Origin of the sequence: Salinivibrio sp. AR647 (genome assembly GCF_001995415.1) — a bacterium.
Classification (GTDB): domain Bacteria; phylum Pseudomonadota; class Gammaproteobacteria; order Enterobacterales; family Vibrionaceae; genus Salinivibrio; species Salinivibrio costicola.
The window spans coordinates 23,926-46,420 of the sequence record NZ_MUFE01000002.1 but is presented as its reverse complement, the minus strand read 5'-3'; the positions used below and the strand labels follow the sequence as shown (position 1 = coordinate 46,420).

21 protein-coding genes and 2 tRNA genes are annotated in these 22,495 nt (G+C 50.5%); 8 read left to right on the top strand and 15 right to left on the bottom strand.

Annotation, left to right across the window (positions count from 1 at the left end):
* The first annotated feature begins 385 nt into the window (after positions 1-385).
* Complete coding sequence (locus tag BZG76_RS02760) at positions 386-1,240, top strand: co-chaperone YbbN (protein WP_077460075.1); 855 nt, start codon at positions 386-388, stop codon at positions 1,238-1,240.
* Between the two features lie 4 nt (positions 1,241-1,244).
* Here BZG76_RS02760 and cueR read toward each other — a convergent pair whose 3' ends face one another.
* Positions 1,245-1,706: a Cu(I)-responsive transcriptional regulator gene (gene cueR, locus BZG76_RS02755; protein WP_077460074.1), complete on the bottom strand. Its 462-nt coding sequence runs from the start codon at positions 1,704-1,706 to the stop codon at positions 1,245-1,247.
* Positions 1,707-1,810: 104 nt separating this feature from the next.
* Between cueR and BZG76_RS02750 the strand changes: the two genes are divergently transcribed.
* Both BZG76_RS02750 and BZG76_RS02745 read left to right on the top strand, forming a co-directional pair.
* Entirely contained in the window at positions 1,811-4,609 is a 2,799-nt protein-coding gene (locus BZG76_RS02750; RefSeq protein WP_198532292.1) for a cation transporter, read from the top strand.
* Between the two features lie 12 nt (positions 4,610-4,621).
* A complete protein-coding gene (locus tag BZG76_RS02745; RefSeq protein ID WP_077460072.1) occupies positions 4,622-5,059 on the top strand; it encodes a DUF411 domain-containing protein in 438 nt (145 codons plus the stop codon).
* 192 nt (positions 5,060-5,251) lie between these two features.
* On the opposite strand, the gene BZG76_RS02740 is transcribed toward BZG76_RS02745, so the two are convergent.
* Together BZG76_RS02740 and BZG76_RS02735 are read right to left on the bottom strand one after the other, a co-directional pair.
* Positions 5,252-5,328, bottom strand: a tRNA-Pro gene (locus tag BZG76_RS02740).
* Between the two features lie 126 nt (positions 5,329-5,454).
* A tRNA-Pro gene (locus BZG76_RS02735) sits at positions 5,455-5,531 on the bottom strand.
* A 305-nt stretch (positions 5,532-5,836) separates the two neighbouring features.
* Between BZG76_RS02735 and BZG76_RS02730 the strand changes: the two genes are divergently transcribed.
* Entirely contained in the window at positions 5,837-5,974 is a 138-nt protein-coding gene (locus BZG76_RS02730; RefSeq protein WP_025675231.1) for a DUF3149 domain-containing protein, read from the top strand.
* Between the two features lie 144 nt (positions 5,975-6,118).
* Positions 6,119-6,703 (top strand): DNA endonuclease SmrA, encoded by a 585-nt coding sequence (gene smrA / locus BZG76_RS02725; protein WP_077460071.1) that lies wholly within the window; start codon positions 6,119-6,121, stop codon positions 6,701-6,703.
* Between the two features lie 93 nt (positions 6,704-6,796).
* Here the strand turns inward: smrA and BZG76_RS02720 are convergent, their stop codons facing one another.
* The 6 genes from BZG76_RS02720 to BZG76_RS02695 all read right to left on the bottom strand — a co-directional run bounded on the left by BZG76_RS02720 (position 6,797) and on the right by BZG76_RS02695 (position 14,205).
* The gene (locus BZG76_RS02720; RefSeq protein WP_077460070.1) at positions 6,797-7,414 is read right to left on the bottom strand and encodes a LysE family translocator; all 618 of its coding nucleotides are present in this window, start codon (positions 7,412-7,414) and stop codon (positions 6,797-6,799) included.
* Between the two features lie 18 nt (positions 7,415-7,432).
* Positions 7,433-7,906, bottom strand: coding sequence for a Cys-tRNA(Pro) deacylase (ybaK, locus tag BZG76_RS02715; RefSeq protein ID WP_077460069.1), 474 nt, complete (start codon positions 7,904-7,906; stop codon positions 7,433-7,435).
* A 96-nt stretch (positions 7,907-8,002) separates the two neighbouring features.
* Entirely contained in the window at positions 8,003-9,676 is a 1,674-nt protein-coding gene (ushA, locus tag BZG76_RS02710; RefSeq protein WP_077460068.1) for a bifunctional UDP-sugar hydrolase/5'-nucleotidase UshA, read from the bottom strand.
* 271 nt (positions 9,677-9,947) lie between these two features.
* Positions 9,948-11,294, bottom strand: coding sequence for a Na+/H+ antiporter NhaC family protein (locus tag BZG76_RS02705; protein WP_077460067.1), 1,347 nt, complete (start codon positions 11,292-11,294; stop codon positions 9,948-9,950).
* A 320-nt stretch (positions 11,295-11,614) separates the two neighbouring features.
* A complete protein-coding gene (locus BZG76_RS02700) occupies positions 11,615-13,162 on the bottom strand; it encodes a DHA2 family efflux MFS transporter permease subunit (RefSeq protein WP_077460066.1) in 1,548 nt (515 codons plus the stop codon).
* A gap of 2 nt (positions 13,163-13,164) precedes the next feature.
* On the bottom strand, positions 13,165-14,205 hold the full coding sequence (locus BZG76_RS02695; RefSeq protein WP_077460065.1) for an HlyD family secretion protein: 1,041 nt from the start codon (positions 14,203-14,205) through the stop codon (positions 13,165-13,167).
* Between the two features lie 131 nt (positions 14,206-14,336).
* Here BZG76_RS02695 and BZG76_RS02690 point away from each other — a divergent pair, with 131 nt between their 5' ends.
* Positions 14,337-15,263, top strand: coding sequence for a LysR family transcriptional regulator (locus BZG76_RS02690; RefSeq protein ID WP_077460235.1), 927 nt, complete (start codon positions 14,337-14,339; stop codon positions 15,261-15,263).
* 91 nt (positions 15,264-15,354) lie between these two features.
* Here BZG76_RS02690 and kdsA read toward each other — a convergent pair whose 3' ends face one another.
* The 6 genes from kdsA to hemA are packed head-to-tail and all read right to left on the bottom strand — an operon-like array spanning position 15,355 to position 20,669.
* Positions 15,355-16,206 (bottom strand): 3-deoxy-8-phosphooctulonate synthase, encoded by an 852-nt coding sequence (gene kdsA / locus BZG76_RS02685; protein WP_077460064.1) that lies wholly within the window; start codon positions 16,204-16,206, stop codon positions 15,355-15,357.
* A 31-nt stretch (positions 16,207-16,237) separates the two neighbouring features.
* Positions 16,238-17,047, bottom strand: a complete 810-nt coding sequence (locus tag BZG76_RS02680; RefSeq protein ID WP_025744492.1) for a SirB1 family protein — start codon at positions 17,045-17,047, stop codon at positions 16,238-16,240.
* A 2-nt stretch (positions 17,048-17,049) separates the two neighbouring features.
* Entirely contained in the window at positions 17,050-17,433 is a 384-nt protein-coding gene (locus tag BZG76_RS02675) for a SirB2 family protein (protein ID WP_025673295.1), read from the bottom strand.
* A gap of 31 nt (positions 17,434-17,464) precedes the next feature.
* Positions 17,465-18,310 carry a peptide chain release factor N(5)-glutamine methyltransferase gene (prmC, locus tag BZG76_RS02670; RefSeq protein ID WP_077460063.1) on the bottom strand — a complete coding sequence of 282 codons (846 nt, stop codon included), beginning with the start codon at positions 18,308-18,310 and terminating at the stop codon, positions 17,465-17,467.
* Positions 18,310-19,398 carry a peptide chain release factor 1 gene (prfA, locus tag BZG76_RS02665; protein WP_077460062.1) on the bottom strand — a complete coding sequence of 363 codons (1,089 nt, stop codon included), beginning with the start codon at positions 19,396-19,398 and terminating at the stop codon, positions 18,310-18,312. The genes prmC and prfA overlap by 1 nt, the downstream gene beginning before the upstream one ends.
* Positions 19,399-19,409: 11 nt before the next feature.
* Positions 19,410-20,669 (bottom strand): glutamyl-tRNA reductase, encoded by a 1,260-nt coding sequence (hemA, locus tag BZG76_RS02660; protein WP_077460061.1) that lies wholly within the window; start codon positions 20,667-20,669, stop codon positions 19,410-19,412.
* 385 nt (positions 20,670-21,054) lie between these two features.
* Between hemA and lolB the strand changes: the two genes are divergently transcribed.
* Together lolB and ispE are read left to right on the top strand one after the other, a co-directional pair.
* Positions 21,055-21,621 (top strand): lipoprotein insertase outer membrane protein LolB, encoded by a 567-nt coding sequence (gene lolB / locus BZG76_RS02655; RefSeq protein ID WP_158011311.1) that lies wholly within the window; start codon positions 21,055-21,057, stop codon positions 21,619-21,621.
* On the top strand, positions 21,614-22,489 hold the full coding sequence (ispE, locus tag BZG76_RS02650) for a 4-(cytidine 5'-diphospho)-2-C-methyl-D-erythritol kinase (RefSeq protein WP_443216256.1): 876 nt from the start codon (positions 21,614-21,616) through the stop codon (positions 22,487-22,489). Before lolB ends, ispE begins: the two co-directional genes overlap by 8 nt.
* Positions 22,490-22,495 lie beyond the last annotated feature (6 nt).

Sequence of the window (22,495 nt, the reverse complement as noted above, 5' to 3'; positions counted from 1 at the left end):
TACTTTTGTCATAGAGGTGGGCTAATCTAATTTGTAATGACGACAAAGGCTCTGGGCAACGGGGCCTTCTTGTTAACAGGTAGTATTATAAAGACAAACACAACAACAGGAGCCGGCGGATGACCTTACATCAGTTAAACTGGCTCTGCTTGAGCGTCGCATTGTGCGTGGTGCTCTTGTTCTAACCCGCACGTGTTATTGTTAAAACGTCGCTTGTTTGCAGACCGACGAAATAGGCCACCAAAAGGTGGCTTTTTCGTTTCTCGCCCCCTTGTCGGCTTTGCACATTCCATCGAGCTTAAACACGCAATTACAGGGCCAGTTGCTTGAATTTCTGCGCGTTTGCCCCCACCCTTAGTGAAAATCCATATCGTCAGGATCCATGATGAACGCAAACTATATCGTCGAATTAACCGAGCATAATTTTCAGCAAATTCTCGAATCATCGTCACGCACGCCTGTGCTGATTTACTTTTGGGCCAATATGATGCCCGAAAGCGTGGAGCTAAAACCCACCGTCGAACAAATTGCTCACGACAGTCATGGCACCTTTACCCTTGCAACCATTGATTGTGAAGCGCAACAAATGATTGCCGCTCAATTCGGTGTCCGTGCGCTTCCAACGCTGGCATTGTTCAAAGATGGTCAGCCAGTGGACGGTTTAGCTGGCCCACAAAACTACGACACAGTGCGCGAAATGCTTGATAAGCACCTACCTAGTCAAGAGAGCCAAGCCTTTGATCAGGCGCGCCAGTTAATGGCAGAGGGCAATTATACCGATGCGCTTGTGATCATTAAGCCGCTGGAGTCCAGCCTTGGCGATAAAGCGGAATACAAGCTTGCCCTTGCAGAATGCTTGGTAGAAACCCACCAGTTTGATGCCGCACAAGCCATTCTTGAGACCATTTTGCTGCAAGATCAAGACGCGACTTATAAGTCATTGATCGCAAAAATTGAATTGCACCATCAAGCCGCAGATGGCCCCGAAATTCGACGCCTGCAAGCGGCGCTTGAAGAAAATCCAGGGGATGCAGGTGTCGCGTACGAGCTGGCTTTGCAGTTTAATCACATTAACCGCAGTGAAGATGCGCTTGAACTCTTGATGGGTATTTTGCGTCGCGATCTTAATTACGCCGACGGTGAAGCCAAGAAAACCTTTATGGATATTTTGGCAGCACTCGGCCAAGGCAACGAGATCGCCTCACGCTATCGCCGCCAGCTCTATTCACTGCTTTACTGATCGTTTAATTGACTGCTGGCGATTGGATCCCCGATGCGCAACAACTTGTGGCATCGGCTTTTAAATCGCCTAGCTCACTGTCACCGCGCAGTGCTTCGATAATCGGACACTGCGCGTCACCATCGCCCGGACAAGCCTGAGTCAAGGCATGCAGTGTGGTTTTCATCGCCGCCAACTCTGCGATTTTTTCATCAATTTCAACCAGTTTACTCTCTGCTCGCGCTTTGACATCGGCACTACGCAAAGACGGATCGCGCGATAAAGCCAATAAATCGCCACTCTCATCTAATGTAAAACCCACCAGCCGTGCACGGCGAATCATTTGTAGCTCACTGACATGCTGTTCGCCGTAATCCCGGTAACCATTATCGGCACGATGCGGCGGGGTGATCAGTCCTTTTTGTTCATAAAAGCGGATGGTTTTGCTGGTTAAGCCGGTTTTTTCGGCCACTTGTTGAATTTTCATATTCGTCGCTTGACCTTCCAGTAACTATAAGGTTTACAGTTTAGCTTAACTGAAATTGCGACAACCGCCAACATCTCACGATGAGAGGCTATCAAGGAGAAGCAATGACGACGACCGACACCAAGATCACCTATTACACACTGCCGTTAAGTGGCCTAAGCTGCCAAGGCTGTGTGAAAAAAGTGACGAAAGCGCTCGAGGATATCGACGGCGTTCGCATTGAGGACGTTGACACCCAATCACTCTCGCTTGAGACCTGGGGCGAAAGCGAACAATATTCTCTTCGCCAAGCCGTCTCAGCAATTGAATCGCTTGGCTATCATGTCGGCTACCGCCATCATTTCACGTTAAGTGGCTTAAACTGTGGCCGCTGTGTCGCAAAAGTAGAAGCAGCATTGGACGAGCAGCCCACCGTGTTTACACACGCCGTCAGTAAAACCCATGCCGAGGTGCACACGAGCTTGAGTGCTGATGCACTGATTGAGATTATCCACCAGCTGGGTTATCAAGCGGCGCGCGCATCTGATAATGACGCAAACGTGAGCACTGACAACGAATCACCAGCGCAGACAGACGCACGTAACGCGAATCCAGAAACCTCAGAAGCCTCAGAAGCCTCAGAAGCCTCAGAAGCCAAGTCATCCTCGGTCGATAATCCTGCAGATTCAAGCAAGGCCAGCCGTCAGCAATACGTATTATCCGGTATGACCTGCGCAAGCTGCGTGCAAAGCGTAGAAAACGCGATTAGCGGTGTGGATGGCGTGGCGAACGTGAGCGTTAACCTAGCCGAGCGTAGCGCGATTGTTAAAGGCAGTGCATCGTCAGACGCCATTGTTGCGGCAGTAGCAAACGCTGGCTATGGCGCGGAAAAAGTCGAAGACGATAATGATCGGCGTGAGCGCCAGCAAACCCAGCAAGCCAACGAGCTAAAAAACTTTAAACGCAGTACGTTCGCGGGCTTAGGCTTGGGGGCGCCACTGATGGCTTGGGGCGTGTTCGGTGGCAGTATGACCATTCAATCGAGCCAAGATCAGTGGGCGTGGGGCGCCATTGCGGTGGTAACCCTCTTGCTTCTTGCAACCGGTGGCCGTCACTTCTTTGCCAATGCCTGGCAAGCGCTGATGCACAAACGTGCCACCATGGATACGTTGGTGGCGCTCGGTACCGGTGCCGCGTGGCTGTATTCCACTGCGGTGGTCATCGCACCTGCATTATTCCCAGAGCAAGCCCGTCATGTGTATTTTGAAGCCTCAGCCATGATCATTGGTTTGATTAGCTTAGGCCATGCGATTGAAGCGCGCGCCCGTGCCAATACGTCTAAAGCACTCGACCAATTACTTGATTTACAGCCACCTACAGCCTTAGTCATTGAAAACGGACAAGAAACAGAGCGTCCGCTTGATGAAGTAAAACAGGGAATGACACTGCGGGTTAAACCTGGCGCTAAGGTACCGGTTGATGGTGAAGTGGTTGATGGCAGCAGCTATATCGACGAATCCATGCTGACCGGTGAGCCTGTACCTGTTCATAAAACAGCGGGGGACACGCTTCATGCCGGGACCGTGAACCAAAAAGGTGGCTTAACCTTTAAAGCCACTGGTGTGGGCAGCGATACCATGTTGGCACGTATTATTGATTTAGTGCGCGAAGCGCAAAGTAGTAAGCCTGAACTGGCGAAGCTTGCCGATCGTATTTCAGCGGTATTTGTGCCTATCGTGGTCGCCATTGCCATTGTTACCGCGGCTATCTGGTATTTTGTCGGTCCAGAGCCGTCGGTTAGCTACATGCTGGTCACCGCGACCACGGTGTTGATCATCGCCTGCCCCTGCGCGCTTGGCTTGGCGACCCCTCTATCCGTTACCGCTGCGGTGGGTCGCGCCGCCGAAGTCGGGGTCTTAATCCGTGATGCTGATGCGCTGCAAACCGCGGCAAAACTGCACACCTTGGTGTTTGATAAAACGGGCACACTGACCCGCGGCCAGCCCGAAGTCACGCATGTGAATGCTATTCACGGCGACCAAGAGCGTCTCATGGCAATTGCTGCCTCACTGGAGCAACACTCCGAGCACCCATTGGCCCAAGCGATTGTTGGCTATGCCAAGCAGCAGACACTTGCGTTGCCGACATCAAATGACTTTAACAGTGAATCTGGCAAAGGGATCCAGGCCAAGATCGAGGGTGAACGTTACTACATCGGCAACCAAGCGTGGATGCAGGCACAAGGGATAGATACTGACGCCCGCCAAACCGATATCGACGCCATGACTCAGCGTGGCGAAACCGCGATTTACCTTGCCAATGCGGACAGCGTACAAGCGCTTATTGGTGTCAGTGATCCGATTCGTGATGATGCCATAGACGCTATCGCTCGCCTGCAACAACAGGGGCTTGAGGTGATCATGCTCTCTGGCGACCACCCAGATACCGCCAATGCCATTGGCCGTCAGCTGGGCATTGATCACGTTATTGCCGGTGTGCTGCCTGATGGAAAATCGGAACAAATCCAGTCTCTCCAACAGCAAGGTAAATGCGTTGCCATGGTCGGTGATGGTATCAATGATGCGCCGGCACTTGCGCAAGCCGATGTCGGTGTGGCGATGGGCAGCGGCAGCGATATTGCGATAGAAAGCGCGCAAATTACGCTGATGCACCAACACCTTGGCGCCTTGGCAGACGCCATTGGGCTATCTCAAGCCGCGGTACGCAACATGAAACAAAATCTCTTTGGTGCCTTTATCTACAACACCTTGGGGATCCCGATCGCTGCCGGCATCCTTTACCCCTTTACCGGCATGTTGCTCAGTCCGGTGATCGCGGGTGGCGCAATGGCGCTCTCTTCGATCACGGTGGTGACCAATGCAAACCGATTACGTTTTTTCAAAATAAAATCAGACGATAAGTAACAAGGAGCGATAATGAAGCGTTTACAACTACTTGTAGCAACAGTGGGCCTAATGAGTGCCTCGGCGATGGCCGCGAGCGGTGTGGTGTATAAATCCCCCAGCTGTGGCTGCTGCGACGATTGGGTTGAGCATATGGAGCAAGCCGGCTTTGAGCTAGAGGTAAAACCGCATGACAACATGGCGTCAGTCAAGCAAGACATGGGCGTCCCAGCTGATATGCAGTCATGTCATACCGCACGTATTAATGGCTATGTGATTGAGGGACACGTTCCTGCCCAAGAGGTGAAAAAGCTCCTGGCCACCAATACGGGGTTAGAAGGACTGGCCGTTGCAGGCATGCCGATTGGCTCACCAGGTATGGAATACGGCGATCGTCAACAGCCTTATACGGTCATGGCGTTTGATAAGGCAGGCAATACCCAAGCATTCCAGCACTACCCTAAGCCTTAAGTGCTGGACCGAGAAAACGAAAAAACCCCAGCCAAAAGGCTGGGGTTTTACGTTGGTCGGTGAAGAGGGATTTGATGGGGCGGCCCCCGACCAAATACGCTCTCCACTACCTGGATAGTGGTCGGTGAAGAGGGATTCGATGCGACCGGGCTCCCGGCCCCCGACCAAATGCGCTCTCCACTACCTGAATAGTGGTCGGTGAAGAGGGATTCGAACCCCCGACCCTCTGGTCCCAAACCAGATGCGCTACCAAACTGCGCTATTCACCGTTAATGCTTTTTACGTCAACCAAGTAACCTTAGATTACTCAGTTTTAAAATAGTGGTCGGTGAAGAGGTATTCGATTGGACCGGCTCCCGGCCCCCGACCAAATACGCTCTCCACTACCTGAATAGTGGTCGGTGAAGAGGGATTCGAACCCCCGACCCTCTGGTCCCAAACCAGATGCGCTACCAAACTGCGCTATTCACCGACATATGACAAGTTTTACGAACTGATGTTCGTCTTGTCAAGCACAGAGCTATGCGATCAAGTGCATCCCCGTGCTGAGGTCGACTATCATACTCAAGCATCACGAAACCTCAAGCCCTAATCACGTATTTTTTCTCCCCTCTCAGTTAAACGGTGAAAGTCGCATCAGTTGCGAGCAAATTGTGATCGCATCGTGGTTAACAAGTGTTGATAAATTGTTCGACATTTCTATTGATCTTGATCAGTATTCAACACAGTTCCTATTGGCATTCTGACCCTACATTAACGGACACGAGGGTACAGACTATGGACTTTTGGCTTGATCTACTTTTCGGCAACGCCGTGGGCTTGTCATCCATGATTGTCATCATCTGTACATTTGCCCTGATCAGTTTCTTTGGCGGCTATTTTGTCTACAAAGTGATGACATCTAAACCTCAATAATCTGTTTTATTGCCTACCTATCTTTAAGCAAACTTGCTTAACCTAGTGTTACACGGTTGGTCACAGAGTGTGGCGCTAGGTTTCTTTTTTTATTTTCGTTTATACTGTCTCAAATGACTCCACGACGTAGATGGCCCTGTAGTGATGAGTGATAAAAACGAATTTGAGCTATTCCGAGAAATGATGTCTGACGTGGCGCCAATCGAACAGGACACGGTTGAGGACCAAGCCGGAGCACACTCGCCGACTGAAGCGCAACTTGCCCGTCAGTACGCAGCACAAAGGTTAGCTCACAGTGATCCTGAGTATCTATCACTGGATTATGCCACCATGGTTAAACCCGACGACGTCATGGCTTATAAGCGGGATGGCGTGCAAGACGGGGTCTTTCGCAAGTTACGCTTGGGTAAATATGACATTAATGCTCGGCTTGATCTGCACAAGATGTCGTTGGAAAAAGCCCGTGATGAAATTCTCCGCTTCCTAAAGCAGTGCCAACGAATGGACGTGCGTACCGTGATTATCGTTCACGGTAAAGGCGAACGAAGCAACCCTCCGGCAATGATGAAAAGCCATGTCTGCCAGTGGCTGCAACAAATTTCTGACGTGCTCTGCTTTCATTCTGCTCTGCGGCATCAAGGCGGCTCAGGTGCGCTGTATGTGATGCTCAAAAAGAGCCAAGAGAAAAAGTTAGAAACCCGCGAACGGCATCTCAGTCACCGTGCCTGAACAACAAAAAGACTGGCGAGTTGCCAGTCTTTTTGCTTTATTGCTTTACTGCTTTACTGCTTTACTGCTTTACTGCTTTACTGCTTTACTGCTTTACTGCAGCGTAAATACCACGCGTATTGCCAGCGCGATTAAAACCACCCCTGACAGCTTGTCAATCCAAGCGCCACGATGACGGATTTTGTCAACAATGGTGGGGCTTGAGAGCAAAAATGCCACCAATGTATACCAAAGCCCGTCAATCAATAACGGGGTTAGCACAATCACACTGCGACTGAATAAGTCAGACCCTACTGCGACAAATTGACTGAATAAGGCAATAAAAAAGAGCGCCAGTTTAGGGTTTAGCATGGAAATCATCGCGCCATCACGCGCCGCTTCGCTAAGGCTTGCGGTTTTGCCCGCCTCTAGCTTTGCCGCGACGCCGCCTTTGCTCAGGAGTGATTTGATCCCTAACCAACCGAGATACGCCGCCCCTGCGTAGGCGATAATCGTGAACAAGATAGGCGATTGTTTAAAGATAACCGCTAACCCTAACATGGTAATTAACGCATACAGGCCAACACCAAACGCATGGGCCCATGAGGCGACAATGCCATGTAGGCGGCTGTTAGCGAGGCTATGTTTTGCCATCACCACCAAGCTGGGCCCTGGTGACATCGCTCCCAGCATACAAACTAAGGCTAACGATGCCCAAATGGTCAATGTCATGCTTGTTTATCCTCTTTTTTACTCGCCAATCGCGGCATACTGCCCCGCGGTTAACGTCATCAGATCGTCCGGGGACAGTTCAATTTCTAAACCGCGACGGCCCGCGCTAACGCACAGGGTTGAAAACTGTTTTGCTGAGGCATCTAAAAACGTCGGTAGACGCTTTTTCTGTCCGAGCGGACTAATGCCACCGACAAGGTATCCGGTTGCGCGTTGTGCCACCTGAGGGTCGGCCATGGTTGCTTTTTTCCCGCCCGCCGCTTTTGCGGCCGCTTTAAGGTTTAAGCTTCCTTTTACCGGCACAATAGCAACGGCCAGCTGTTTACTGTCACCATTGATACAAAACAATAAGGTTTTAAAGACTCGGGCCGGATCCTGCCCCAACACTTGAACCGCTTCATCGCCAAAATTTGGATTATTTGGATCATGCGCATATTGATGAACCGAGAAGGCAATTCCCTGTTTTTCTGCCAATTTTATTGCTGGCGTCATAATGTTTCTCTACTACTCCAACACCGCATTATCATTACATAAAAAAAGCGGCACTGCATCGGTGCCGCTTTATCTTTATCGCCATTTTATCCGGTTTTATTTGTAAACAATCTCATCTTGTGGCGCATAATCGTTGACGTCGATGGGGCTGTTTGCTTCAAGGTAGTCTTTAAGCACCTCCGCATCGACAAAACCTGTGTTGACGTTACCTGGGTGGTTAGTCAGTTTTGGATAACCGTCACCGCCGGCCGCATTAAAGCTTGGCACGGTAAAGCGATAGGTTTTTTCCATATCAATCGGTTCGCCGCCAATTTTCACATCGTGAACGCTGCCGTTTTCAACCACCATTGAAACGCCGGCAAATTGGACATACGCGCCAGAGTCTGCAGGTTTGGTGCCAACCACATTGAGGTAATCCATCACTTCTTTACCGCTCATGTCGGTGTAAGTGACCATGTTGCCAAATGGCTGCACTTTAAGCACGTCTTTGTAAGTGATATCACCGGCGATAATAGAGTCACGCACACCGCCTGAATTCATCACCGCAAAGTCAGCGTTAGCGCGTTCCATATGCGACTTAGCAATTAAGCGGCCTAGGTTGGTTTGCTGGAAGCGCACCACATCACGATCGCCTTCTAGCTTGCCGTTACTCTCAGCAATCTTAACGTTGAGCTTCTCTTGGCCTTTGTCTTGGTATGGCTTCAAGAAGTCATACAAAGCTTGGTCTTTTGCGATTTCATCTTGAATAAAGACGCGCTGGCTCTCACCATCAACCTTGATTTTCTTTTTCAGGTTCACAGGAATAAGATCGTAGCTGACAAGATTTAAATCGCCATTCTGGAATTCAAACTCGGCTTTACCGACATATTTACCCCATTCATGGGCTTGCATGATCCACGCGCCGTTTTGCTGGTCTGGGGTACACGCATCACCGGGCTCGAAACTCTCGTTATATGTGTTCGGTCCTTCCATACAAACCGGCTCTTGTGAATGGCCGCCGATGATAAGGTCAAGGTCGCCATCATCCATATAGCGCGCCAACGCCACATCACCTGGGGCGTTTACACCGCTTTTGCCATCGGCATAGTGGCCCATATGGGTTGCCGCAATAATGATATCCGGCTTTTCGGTTTCTTTGAGCTTGGCGATCACTTTTTTCGCTTCAGCTTTCGGATCACGGAAGTCGAGCGAGCCAATGTACTCAGGGTTACCAATTTTCGCGGTATCTTCTGTGGTCAGACCGACAACCGCAATTTTTAGGCCATTGCGCTCAAACATCTCGTAGGCCTGAAATTTACGCTCGCCCGTTTCTTTATCGTAAATGTTGGCAGACAGCATTGGAAAATCGGTCCACTGCATTTGCTGCTCGAGCACGCTCAATGGGTTATCAAACTCGTGGTTACCAATCGCCATGGCGTCATAACCGATGCGCGTCATCCCTTTAAAATCCGGTTCCGCGTGGAGTAGATCAGACTCTGGGACACCGGTATTGATGTCACCGCCTGAGAGCAGTAGCACTTCACTGCCTTCTGCTTGTGCTTCTGTACGCAGCTCATCGATCAGCGTTTTGCGCGCGGCCATGCCGTATTCGCCATAGCGGTTGTGCCAGAAACGACCGTGATTGTCGTTGGTATGAAGAATGGTGAGTTTATAAGTGGTATCTGGCGCCCAACCTTGCTCTGGTGTCTCAGAGCCTGAGTTGGCACACCCTGCCAATGATGCAATTAACGCAGCACTAACCGCTGCCTTTAAACAAAGACGTTCCTTCATGATCATAGACCTTTTTAGCGAGGGATAAACCACCATCGACATCATTGTCGGTGGTTAGAAAACGCTATCTAGTCTAAAAGAATTGTTGCTATAGCGCTGAGCCATTTCATATTTTTGTTGCGATGATCACTATACGATATCCAAAATTACTGACTTTGGTGATCGGGGCAAAATTTCTAGAGCCAAGACTCTAAGCCATTAAAAAACGGTGCAGCCTTTGCTTATCTAATGAGACAGGCAAAGCCAGCACCGTGGTTTTATCAAGTGACGGTTACGCGCGGCGCGCTTGCCACCAATGACGACTACTGACAGCAATTAAGGCAGAAGCGGCTAAAAAGAAACAGTAGTAAGAATGGCTGACAATCACTAAAGGAGATAGCCCAAAGCTTGCACCGAGTAACAGAATTTGTGCGCCATAAGGAATCATGCCCTGCACGACACATGAAAAGATATCCAACAAGCTTGCACTTCGCTTAGCCGGTACGGAATGCTCAGTTGCTATATTTTTAGCCACTTGGCCCGATACAACAATGGCCACGGTATTATTGGCCGTACATAAGTTAGCGAAAGACACTAACAAGGCGATGCCAAACTCGCTCGCACGAGAGTGATGCTGACCTTGGTTTTTCTGAAAGCGGACAATCACTTTATTGACTGTGTTGGTCAAAAAGCTTAATCCACCTTGGCAACGCATCAATTCAGCAATACCACCAATCATTAACGAGAGTACGAAGATTTCTTGCATGCTGGCAAAGCCGTCTTTGACCTCTTGGCTAAACGTCATCAAGGTAAAGTCAGGCGTGCTCATCAGACCCACACCCATCGCCAGCAAAATACCTGAAATCAGGACAACAAACACATTTAGTCCCGCCAGTGCCAATACGATGATCGAAAGGTAAGGGATAACCGCCAAGTAGTTAATGCTCTCAGGCGCTTCAACTGGCGCACTTTGATTATTAAATACAAACAGAATAATCGCAGCGATGGCAGCAGGAATGGCAATGCCAACGTTCTCTTTAAACTTGTCACGCATGCTACAGCCTTGTGAGCGCGTGGCCGCGATTGTGGTATCAGAGATAAACGATAAGTTGTCGCCAAACATCGCGCCGCTCAGCAATACACCTGCCATGACAGCGGGCGATTGACCGGTTGCAGTGGCCATGTTCAATGCAAAAGGCGCAAGCGCGGCAATGGTGCCCATCGAGGTGCCCATTGCGGTGGAGATAAACGCCGCAATCACAAACAAGCCCGGCAGAATAAGGCTTTCGGGGATCAGCGCTAACCCAAGATTGACCGTGGCTTCCACGCCCCCGGTTGCATCCGCCACCGAAGAAAACGCGCCAGCCAGCAAATAGATTAAACACATGGCAATAATATCACCATGTCCCATGCCACGAATGAGCTGCTCAATGGCCGTATTCAGGCGCTCACGGCTTAGACCAATGGCCAAGATTACCGCGGGTAAAATCGCGACGTGTGCAGGCAATTGATAAAAGGCGTAGTCGACACCTTCTAAGGTAAAATACACGCCCGATCCAATAAAAAGGATTAAAAATAAAATCAGGGGAAGCAGTGCAAGCGCAGAAGGCTTCGGTGTGGTGTTTGCTGATGTTGTCATGGCAGTTTTGTTATACCTCTTATAAAACTGTCAACAAGATTACAGCCCTCTAGCCGTCCAGTCAACAAATAGACGTCTAAACATCTAAAAACCTTAACGGCTCGTACTCACTGCTAGACAGTGTTTCGCAACCAAAGCTGATCTTGCCAGCAAGGCGAACCCAAACAAGTGACACTGTGGCAGACGAAAAGACAGCGACAATAGCCGAATACATCGGACAACGCTGTTTGTCGGTCGAGCTACTTGGACTTATCAGGAAGGATAGCGAAGGAAGCGGCGGTACACCGCTCCCATTTTGCGTTGTGACTATCGAGCGGGGGTTAGTCTTCGAGCGAGAGGATCACCACGGCTGCCAATGCTAAGAAGCCGGTCATCACCATAAAGGCATCGTTGTACGCCATGATGGCGGCGTCACGTTGCATCACATTCAGCACGCTGGCTTGTGCTTGATGCAACGCGGTGGTGGCATCACTGCCTGTGGCGATAAACCAATCTGTTTGTTGGTGCAAACGCTGCCAACCTTGCTCGCTCACTGTGGACAAGGTGGCTTTGATGTTCGCCAAGTGCAAGCGTGTTTGGTTATCTAGCAAGGTCGCTATCATGGCAATGCTAAACGCACCGCCCAAATTACGCATCACATTGGTGAGTGAGGAGGCATCTGGCGTGTCATCACGCTGGATATGCTTCAGTGCCACTATCGACAAAGGCACCATAATAAATGGACTACCAATGGCACGCAGGATCATGGATAAAACCAGCTGCTGACCACCAAAATCGACGGTCATGTGTGTGTTGACGTAACAACTTAGCCCAAACATTACAAAGCCAAATGTCACCATGTGGGTTGGGCGAAACACGCGCATTAACTTAGGCACGAGCGGAAAGAGGAACAACTGAGGCAACCCCATCCACATCAGTACTTGGCCAATTTGCATCGCGTTGTAGTGTTGGATCTGGGTGAGATACAACGGCAACACGTAAATCGAGCCCAGTAAGGCCATACCCAAAATTAAATAGGCAAAGCAGGATAAGGCAAATTGCTTGTCTTTCAGTAGCCGCAAGTTCACCAGTGGACGGGGGTGCTGCAGCTCGTTAATCACAAAGTAGACAATGTTCACCACGGAAATCGCACTGAGCGTGATAATAAATGACGAGCCAAACCAATCTTCACGATTGCCCTCTTCAAGAACCACTTCTAAGCAGCCGAGACCTAACGCCATAGTGGCAATTCCGACCCAATCGGCCTTTTTCAGCAATGACAATGATAACGGCGTATCCTCAAGTCCGTAGCGGATCATGGCTATCACCAGCATTGCTGGTGGAATATTGATGTAGAAAATATAGTGCCACGACAGATTTTCCGTCAGCCAGCCACCAAAGGTCGGTCCAATGGCAGGCGCAAACGTCGCCGTGACACCGAACATCGCCATACCAATCGCCTGTTTGTTGGCGGGTAACAGTTGCACCACCAGCGAGAAAGCCAATGGGATCAGCGCGCCACCGCTAAAGCCTTGCATCGCTCGAAACACGATCATCGCGCTCATATTCCAAGACAGTGAGCATAAAAAAGACGAAAGCGTAAACACCGCAGTAGTCCATGTCAGATAGCGCCGTACGCCCAGCGCCCGCGACAACCAACCACTGAGCGGGATCGCAATCATCTCTGCCACCAGATAGGACGTCGAGATCCACGAGCTTTCGTCCAAGGTCGCCGACAGCGCCCCTTGAATATCTTTTAGCGATGCATTGGTGATTTGAATGTCGAGAATGGCCATAAAGGCCCCAATCAACCCACCCAAGAGAGCAATCCAGTTTTTGAGCGGCACCTGCTCGCTGTAGGCATCAGCCGTTAACGTAGTCGCGGTCATCTTCAGCCTCGTGTATCTACCGTTGCAATCACGGATAACCCTGGCAATAACTTGGCTTTAAGTGGCTGATCAGGGATCCGGACTTTAATCGGCACCCGCTGAACAATTTTCGTAAAGTTCCCCGTGGCATTTTCAGGGGGCAGCAGCGCAAACTGTGCGCCCGTGGCTGGCGAGAAGCTATCGATCACGCCATGTAGTGCTTGTCCGGGAAACGCGTCCACTTCAATATCCACCGATTGCCCCGGCTGGATATGCGCGATCTGTGTTTCTTTAAAATTCGCTTCAACCCACACCTTCCCTTGAGGCACCAAGCTGACTAACGGCATACCCGGCTGAACCAGCATGCCAACGCGCAAACTCCGTTTACCAATCACCCCATCAACAGGCGCATAAAGGCGGGTGTCATCCAAGTTAAGCTGCGCTTGTGTCAGCTTAGCGGTGGCATCATCAATCGCAGCTTGGGCTTGTTTCAGCTCACTGGCTAATACAGCTAATTGGTCACTGGCGGCATGATGCGCGGCTTTAGCTTGTTCCAACTGGGCGAGTCGTACTTTTTGCTGCGCAAGTTGGGCATCCAGTTCATCTTCAGAGGAATAATGTTGCGCGATTAAACGCTGGGTACGGGCCACTTGCTGCTTGGCACGATCGTACTCGGCTTGCGCGGATGCCATCTGACTCGCGGCTTGACGGATCTTACTGTTCTGCAAGGTTTGTTGTGCGTGCAGATGCTCGACACTAGCGCTTGCCGAGGCGAGTGCTGCTTTAGCTTGTGAGACCGCGGTGCGATAATCGCGATCGTCAATTTCGGCCAGTAAGGTCCCGGCTTTTACAAACTGGTTATCGTCGACATATCGGGCAACGATATAGCCAGCGACTTTGGGACTGATGGTGACGATATCCCCTTTTAGGTAGGCGTTATCGGTCGAGACATGGTACTGCCCCTCCATCCACCAGTACCCGGCGCCAAGCACACCAATCACGAGGAATATCAAGGTCGCCAATAGCGGCGCTTTAATGCGTTTCGAAGCGGTTGAGGCTGTCATGAGGTCTCACTAATGTTAGTTAAATCAATACCAAGCAAAGTATTTCGAATTGTAAACCAATCGTATTAATTAATAATCGCGCTATAATCAAAAACACTGTTGCAAAAATAAACTTAATTAGAGGAAGGATGTTGGACTTCAATGCGCTCGCTATCTTGGTGAAAGTGGTGGAATTAGGCAGTTTCACGCAAGCGGCTGAGGCACTGGGAATGACAAAATCGACGGTCAGTCGAAAAGTCTCTGATCTTGAGCGCAATCTAGGTGTGCGTTTGATCACGCGCTCCACGCGCAGCTTAAAGCTGACCGCGGAGGGCGAGCGCTTTTACCAATCGTGCCTGTTGGCGAAAGACATCATGGAGCAGGCGGAAGTTGAAATCACCGCTCACCAAGAATTGATCCAAGGGGATTTGAATGTGGTGATGCCCGTAGAGCTCGGCCATCAGGTATTGGGGCCGTACATCAACGAATTCATCAAGCTGCATCCGCATATTCGCGTGCACCTTGAGATGAGTAACCGTGAAGTCGACATTATTGGTGAAGGCATTGATCTCTACGCGCAAGTGGGGACACGCAAAGACTCAAACCTCGTTTCTCGGCTACTGACCAATGCGACTCGAGTTGTGGCAGCCAGTCCGGCTTATTTGGCTGAAACAGGCACTGTCACGGCTCCCTCAGATCTTCGTCCACCACACCGCCAAGTCAAAGTGTATAACCAAGCAGTCAAGCTGCTGTCTTGGGAGTTGCATGACGAAGAAGGAGACGTTTTTAACATCGATCTGCCCTATCGACTGCGGGTTAACACCATTACTGCCTCGTTACAGGCCTGCCTTGATGGTTTAGGCATTGCAGTTTTACCCACGTTTTTGTGTCGTCCCCACTTTGAATCAGGCAGCTTGATGCAATTATTCACTGACTGCCAAATGCCCACTGTCCCCATTAGCTTGGTGTATGCTAATCGTACCTTGATGCCCAAACGACTCCGCACTCTAATTGACTATTTAGTGACGCGCCTAAATGAAGACATGCAACAAGGTGTAAGTGCTACACGTATCGACTAATAGGCGACCGCTCGCCGTGAAGGCGTGACCGCAAGCCGCGAATAAAAAAAGCTGCCAATAGGCAGCTTTCTGGGTCTCGGTCATTCGCCAATTAGCGAATATCAATCTCTGCAAAGTTTTTAATCACATCATCCAGGGCTTTCATTTGCGCGAGGAAAGGCTCGAGTTTATTCAGCGGCAGGGCTGAGGGGCCATCACAACGGGCATTATCTGGGTCTGGGTGCGCTTCGATAAACAAGCCGGCAATTTTAGTGCCTAGACCTGCACGTGCTAAATCAACGGTTTGCTGACGACGGCCGCCGGATGCAGCGCCTTGCGGATCGCGGCACTGGAGCGCGTGGGTGACATCAAAAATAATTGGGCTACCGTTTGAGGCTTTTTTCATCACATCAAAACCCAGCATATCGACGACCAGGTTATCGTAACCATGGCAGCTACCACGCTCACACAAAATCACCTTCTCGTTGCCGCACTCAGCAAATTTATCAACAATGTTGCCCACTTGCCCCGGGCTCATAAATTGAGGCTTTTTCACGTTAATCACCGCATCAGTTTTGGCCATGGTTTCGACCAAATCGGTCTGGCGAGCCAAAAACGCCGGTAACTGAATCACGTCGGCGACTTCCGCCACGGGCGCAGCTTGGTATTGCTCATGAATATCGGTGATCACTTTGACGCCAAAGGTACGCTTGAGCTCTTCAAAAATCTTTAACCCTTCTTCCATCCCTGGGCCACGATAAGAGTGCACCGAGGAGCGATTCGCCTTATCAAACGACGCTTTAAAGACGTAAGGAATGCCAAGTTTGTCAGTCACTTTGACGTAATGCTCACAAATTTGCATCGCTAAATCACGTGACTCCAGCACATTCATGCCAGCAAACAAGGTGAACGGGCGATCATTCGCAACAGGTGTATCGCCAATATGGACGGTTTTTTGCGTCATAGGGGTATCCTTTATCATGCGTTAACACGCATTAATGTAACGTCGGTTGCTCTTCGTTAAGCGCTTTCACTTGCATTTTTAACAGCTCAGCGGCCGGATCGTCCGGACACTGCTCAATAAAATATTCATAGTCGGTCGCCGCTACGCGATCGCAATCCAACTGCTGAAAAATATAGCCACGATCACGAATTTCGTAAGGATCGTCTGGGCTAAAGGTCAACGCAAGCTCACTACAACGCAGTGCCAGGGCGTACTTTTCTTCGCGTAATAAAGCACTTTTGGCCACCGTCAGCCAACGACCAATAATGGTTGGATTGTCGCTCGGCAATAAGTGTGAATCTTCAAGCTCCGCCAGCGGCCCTTGGCTCCCTTTTAACCAGCCGCGTAAAGTACGTTGGCTCACACGTTCGCCATTGAAGGGGTTAATGAACACAGGAGCGTTATCCAGTTGATCAATTCTCAACACTAATTGACTGGGAAAAGCGATGGGTTGAACGGGTAAAGATAAGCGCTCACAGAGGTATAAAAACACTGCCCCCAGTGAAGCGGGGATCCCGGTTTTACGCGCTAAGACTTTATCCAAAAAGACATTATCGGAAGAAAAGTACTGTTCGATATCGCCTTTAAACTGCCATTGGTGATAAAAAAGACGGCATAATCCCTCAAGACGCAGCGCCATATCGGGCTCGGCGCCGAGCTGATGCTCCGCTTCATCCGCGAGACGATCGAGAGAGGCCTTCACTTGATGAGCGTCGATCGACGCGTCAATGGCATGGTTGAGGCTGATAGCCCCTTCTGCCAGTGTTAGCGAATCTAATTGTTGATCGGTTAATGGCATCATATTTATCCCATGAGGTGTGGAACTTTAATCAGTGCTAAGTTAGCGGCGGCATAGGCCCACCCTAATGCACCAAAAAACGCCAGTGTCCGGAACAGTTTGCCGCGGCTGTAGTGTAAAGCAACAAAGCCTAATGCAATGTAAGCCAGTACACAGGTCAGCTTTTCGGTTAACCACGCACCAGACTCTGTAAACGGTATAAAACCGGTGACAAAAATCAATGCGACACCGGTGGTCAATAACAAGGTGTCGACCACGTGCGGCGTGACCTTGACCCATTTTTTGTTCATCATCTCGCTATCACGCATCACCCAGACGAAACGGATCACGAATAAAGAGAGGCTTAATACCACGGTCAGTAAGTGGGTGTGCTTGAGGGCCATGTAGATCATAATGATTCCTGCTTCCTGTCAGTCTCAATTAACGTCGCTGTGCCAAGGTGATTCTATCGAGCCCAGCGTAATCTTGTTGGGTTTGGAGATTGTGCCAACCCGCTTCTTTCCATACACGACGCACCGCTTCTCCCTGGTTGTAGCCGTGTTCGACCATCAACCAGCCAGAGGCGGCTAAGTAATCGGGGGCGGATTGACCAATATAACGAATATCTGCCAACCCACTGTCTTCAGCCACCAGCGCACTCATGGGCTCAAAACGAACATCCCCTTGTTGCAGATGCGGATCCGTCTCATCGATGTAAGGCGGATTACTGACAATCAGATCAAACCGATGCATGTCGCTTAACGCCTTAAACCAGTCACTTTGAATAAAGTGGACGTTGTTAATTTGATGCGCATCCGCGTTTCGGCTTGCCAGCATCACTGCTTCTGGCATCAAATCAACGCCCACAACGGTGATATCGGGGCGCTCACTGGCAATGGCTAATGCCACCGCTCCCGTGCCGGTGCCTAAGTCTAACACCCGACAAGGGGTCGCTGGCAGAAGCGCTAACGCCTGTTCTACCAAGAGTTCGGTTTCTGGACGCGGGATCAACGTCGCTGGCGACACATTCAGTCTCAGGGTCCAAAAGTCACGGTAGCCGAGAATGTATGCAATCGGCTCTCCTTGCAGCCGGCGGGCAAACAGCTGACGAAATTGCGCCAGTTGTGCCGCGGTGAGTTTGCGCTCGGGCCAGGTGTAGAGATAGCTGGTAGGTTGCGCTAACACATGGCAGAGCAAGGCTTTGACATCAATGCCCGCTGAGCCACCGGATAATGCGGCCAGCTCTGTGGTGCTATCGGCCAATAATGCGCTGATCGTCGCTGTCATTATTGCTGCTCAGACAAGGCGGCAAGTTGGTCAGCTTGGTGTTCTTGAATCACAGGATCCACTAAGCTATCGAGATCCCCTTGCATCACATCGTCTAAACGATACAAGGTTAAGTTAATGCGATGATCGGAGACGCGACCTTGCGGATAGTTATAAGTCCGAATCCGATCGGAACGATCGCCCGAGCCAAGCAGGTTACGACGGGTTGAGGCTTCCTCAGCGGCGCGTTTTTCTTCTTCCGCTTTAATCAAACGTGCTGCCAGTACTGACATGGCTTTGGCGCGGTTTTTATGTTGTGAACGCTCATCTTGGCATTCCACCACAGTGCCGGTCGGCAAGTGAGTAATGCGAATCGCAGAGTCCGTGGTGTTGACGTGCTGCCCGCCCGCTCCTGAGGCTCGGAAGGTGTCAACTTTCAAGTCGGCCGGATTAATTTCAGGGGCTTCCGTTTCTGGCACTTCAGGCAAAATCGCCACGGTACACGCTGACGTATGCACGCGCCCTTGTGACTCCGTGGCCGGCACGCGCTGAACGCGATGGCCGCCAGATTCAAACTTAAGCACACCATACGCACCTTCTCCGGCAACACGGGCAATGACTTCTTTAAAGCCGCCGTGCTCCCCTTCACTGGCACTGATGATTTCTAACTTCCAGCCGCGCTGCTCAGCATAACGGCTATACATGCGGAACAAGTCACCCGCAAAAATCCCGGCTTCGTCGCCACCGGCTCCAGCACGGATTTCCAAAAAGCAGTTACGGTCATCGTTCGGGTCTTTCGGCAACAATAAGATTTGCAGCTGATCGGTCAACGCAACAATGCTTTGCTCGGCTTGCGCGACTTCTTCTTGCGCCATCTCGCGCATGTCAGGATCATCTTCGTTGGCCATTTCTTGCGCTGCCGCGAGGTCTTCTTTGGCTTGCTTAAACGCCGTAAAACATTTGATCACTTCTTCCAGCTGCGCGTACTCTTTCGACAGCGCACGAAATTTGTTCTGCTCACTAATGATTTCAGGCGTTCCGAGCAGGTGTTGTACTTCCTCGTAGCGCTCCGCCAGCGATTCTAGCTTCGCTAATATTGATGCTTTCATAAATCTCTTCGTTAGTTGTCGCTGTCCAGCCCCAAGCACGTACGCATCACGGCCAGTTTATCGGGCTCACCATTTTGGGCAGCCTGCTGCATCGCTTGTGTCGGAGGGTGGATCAGTTTATTGGTCAGGCGGTTACTAAGCTGGCGTAATACGCTTTCTGCGTCAGCCCCATTGGCAAGGGCTTGAATACTCTGCGCCAGCTCCGCCTGTTTAATGTGTTCGGACTGTGTCCGGTATTGCTTGATGCTATCTACCGCTTCGCGTGAACGTAACCAGCGCATAAAGTCGGCGCTTTCTTCAGTGACAATGGCTTCTGCTTGGATCGCGGCCAACTTTCGTTGTTCTCGATTGTGCTCTACGATAGATTGTAAGTCATCCACACTGTACAAATAAGCATCCGATAAGTTGCCCACTTTCTCGTCTATGTCTCGTGGTACCGCGATATCGATTAACAGCATGGGTTGGTGGCGTCGCTGTTTCAAGGCTTTTTCAACCATCGCTTTTTCAATCAAAGGCATGGGCGCCGCCGTTGAACTGATCACGATATCGGCGTGGCAAAGCTGCTCGGGTAACGCGTCTAAGCCAATCACTTTGGCATCAAACTGTTCAGCTAAACATTGAGCGCGCGATTGCGTACGGTTCGCAAAGATAATTTGGCTGCATTGATGCTCATGCAAATGTCTCGCAACCAGTTCAATCGTTTCTCCCGCGCCAACCAACAATGTGGTGACGTCCGCTAAGGATTCAAAAATCTGGCGGGCCAACGTACAGGCCGCAAATGCAACAGATACCGCGTTGCCACCAATTTCGGTCTCGGTTCGTACCCGTTTTGCCACCGCAAAGGTTTTGTGGAACAATTTTTCCAACGAGCCGGAAATCATATCGGCATCACTGGCACTCGCGTACGCTTGTTTAACTTGACCTAATATCTGCGGCTCACCTAACACCAAAGAATCTAATCCACAGGCAACACGCATCAGATGCTTCACCGCAGATTGTTCCTCGTGATAATAAATGCTTGCCATCAAACTTTCGCCACTGAGTTGATGAAAGCGTGTGAGCCATTCAACTAAGACTCCGACACCAGGTTGATTTAACTCGGCGTAGATTTCGGTGCGATTGCAGGTTGAGACAATCACACAGCTGCGCACCTGCGGATGCTCGGAAAGCTGCCCTAACGCCTGCTCCAGTTGTTGCGGCGAAAAGGCGACCTTTTCCCGCAGCTCGACGGGGGCCGTTTTGTGATTGATTCCGAGAACTAACAGGCTCATGAAGCGTTGTTACCGACAGCACCAGTAAGGATTGGAGCGGGGGATTTTACTTGATGCCCCCCGTGAATTAAAGCGAACATTGTATCGCAGTATTTTCGTGGTGCGGAAATGTGAAGCCTCACGAGATTGATGACAGACTGGCCAACAACAACTATACCCATTCTTTCCTCCCGCACGGCTAAGTGCCTAACTGACTTCTCTCACCTCGGCGCTTATGGCAAAGTAATGCCAAATGCTGTTCACTGTCTGTTGACGTTATAAAAGGATACTCGCTTTCATGTTCTCCTGTATACGTACTGTTTTCTCCTGTATACGCGCTGGTTTCTCTTTTATGCGCACTGGCTTCCCTTGTATACGCGCTGGTTTCTCTTGTATACGAATCAGTATGTTGACGGTCGTCTTTGCCGTGCTCTCTGGCTGTGCAACGGCGCCGGTTCCTACCACACAATGGCAAACGCATCGCGCATCGCTTGAGACCATAGACAGTTATACCGCACGCGGTAAGGTGGCTTTTATCGCACCAGATACGCGCTTTTCTGCCAACCTTTACTGGCGCCATTCTCCGACTGAATCGACACTGCGGCTAACGAATTTTTTGGGAACCACCCTGTTGTCTCTAACCATGAATGCGCAAGGTGCGACCTTGATTGATGATCAGGGCAAGCAATACCAAGACCCTAATCCAGCCCGTTTGATCGCCTATTTGACCGGCGCCCATTTACCCGTTGATGCGCTTGCCCCTTGGTTGATTGGCCTACCACGCGCACAAGACCGCTTCTCACTCGGCCCCGATAACCGCTTGGCCGCTCTCGACGACACACAAGGTTGGGATATCGATTATCAAGGCTACAGCGCCGAGACCCAGCCTGCGCTTCCAACTCGAATCACGCTCAGTAACGACCAGCAAACGATCAAACTGATGATTTCTACTTGGACACTCGATAATGACTGAAACAACCTACTGGCCAGCGCCAGCGAAACTTAACTTATTTCTTTATATCAATGGACGCCAAGCTAATGGTTATCACGAACTGCAAACCTTGTTTCAGTTTTTAGATCACGGCGACACCTTGGCTATTACGCCCAATCACAGCGGCACGATCAACCTTAGCCCCGCCATTGACGGCGTCAATGAGGAAGACAATCTTATTATCAAAGCCGCCAAGGCGCTGCAAAATCATACCGGATGCTCACAAGGCGCAGATATTCACCTGGAAAAACATTTGCCCATGGGCGGCGGGCTGGGCGGAGGCTCATCAGATGCAGCCACGACCTTGGTGGCGTTGAACCATTTATGGCAAACCCAGGTGAGCCAGACTACACTGGCAAACATTGGCTTAGGCTTGGGGGCTGACGTGCCTATTTTCATTCACGGCCATGCGGCGTTGGCGGAAGGCGTTGGCGAAAAATTGACGTCTGTATGCCCTGATGAGAAATATTACTTGGTGGTTAAGCCTGACGTGTCTATTTCCACCGCTGCAATTTTTACTCATCCAGACTTGCAAAGAAGTACGCCAAAGCGCACAGTTTCTGAGCTTATGGAGCAAAAATACGAAAACGATTGCGAAAAGATAGCCCGTAAACAATTCCCCGAGGTTGATAAGGCTGTTTCGTGGCTGCTAGAATATGCGCCGTCTAGGATGACTGGGACAGGCGCGTGCGTGTTTGCCGAGTTTGATACCGCACATGATGCCCAGAACACACTCGACACTATGCCTAACTGGCTGACAGGGTTTGTTGCACGAGGGTTGAACCGATCGCCCCTACTCGATGCGCTACAACAACTCGATGCACGACAGCAACACACTGTGAGCCAGTGACTATTA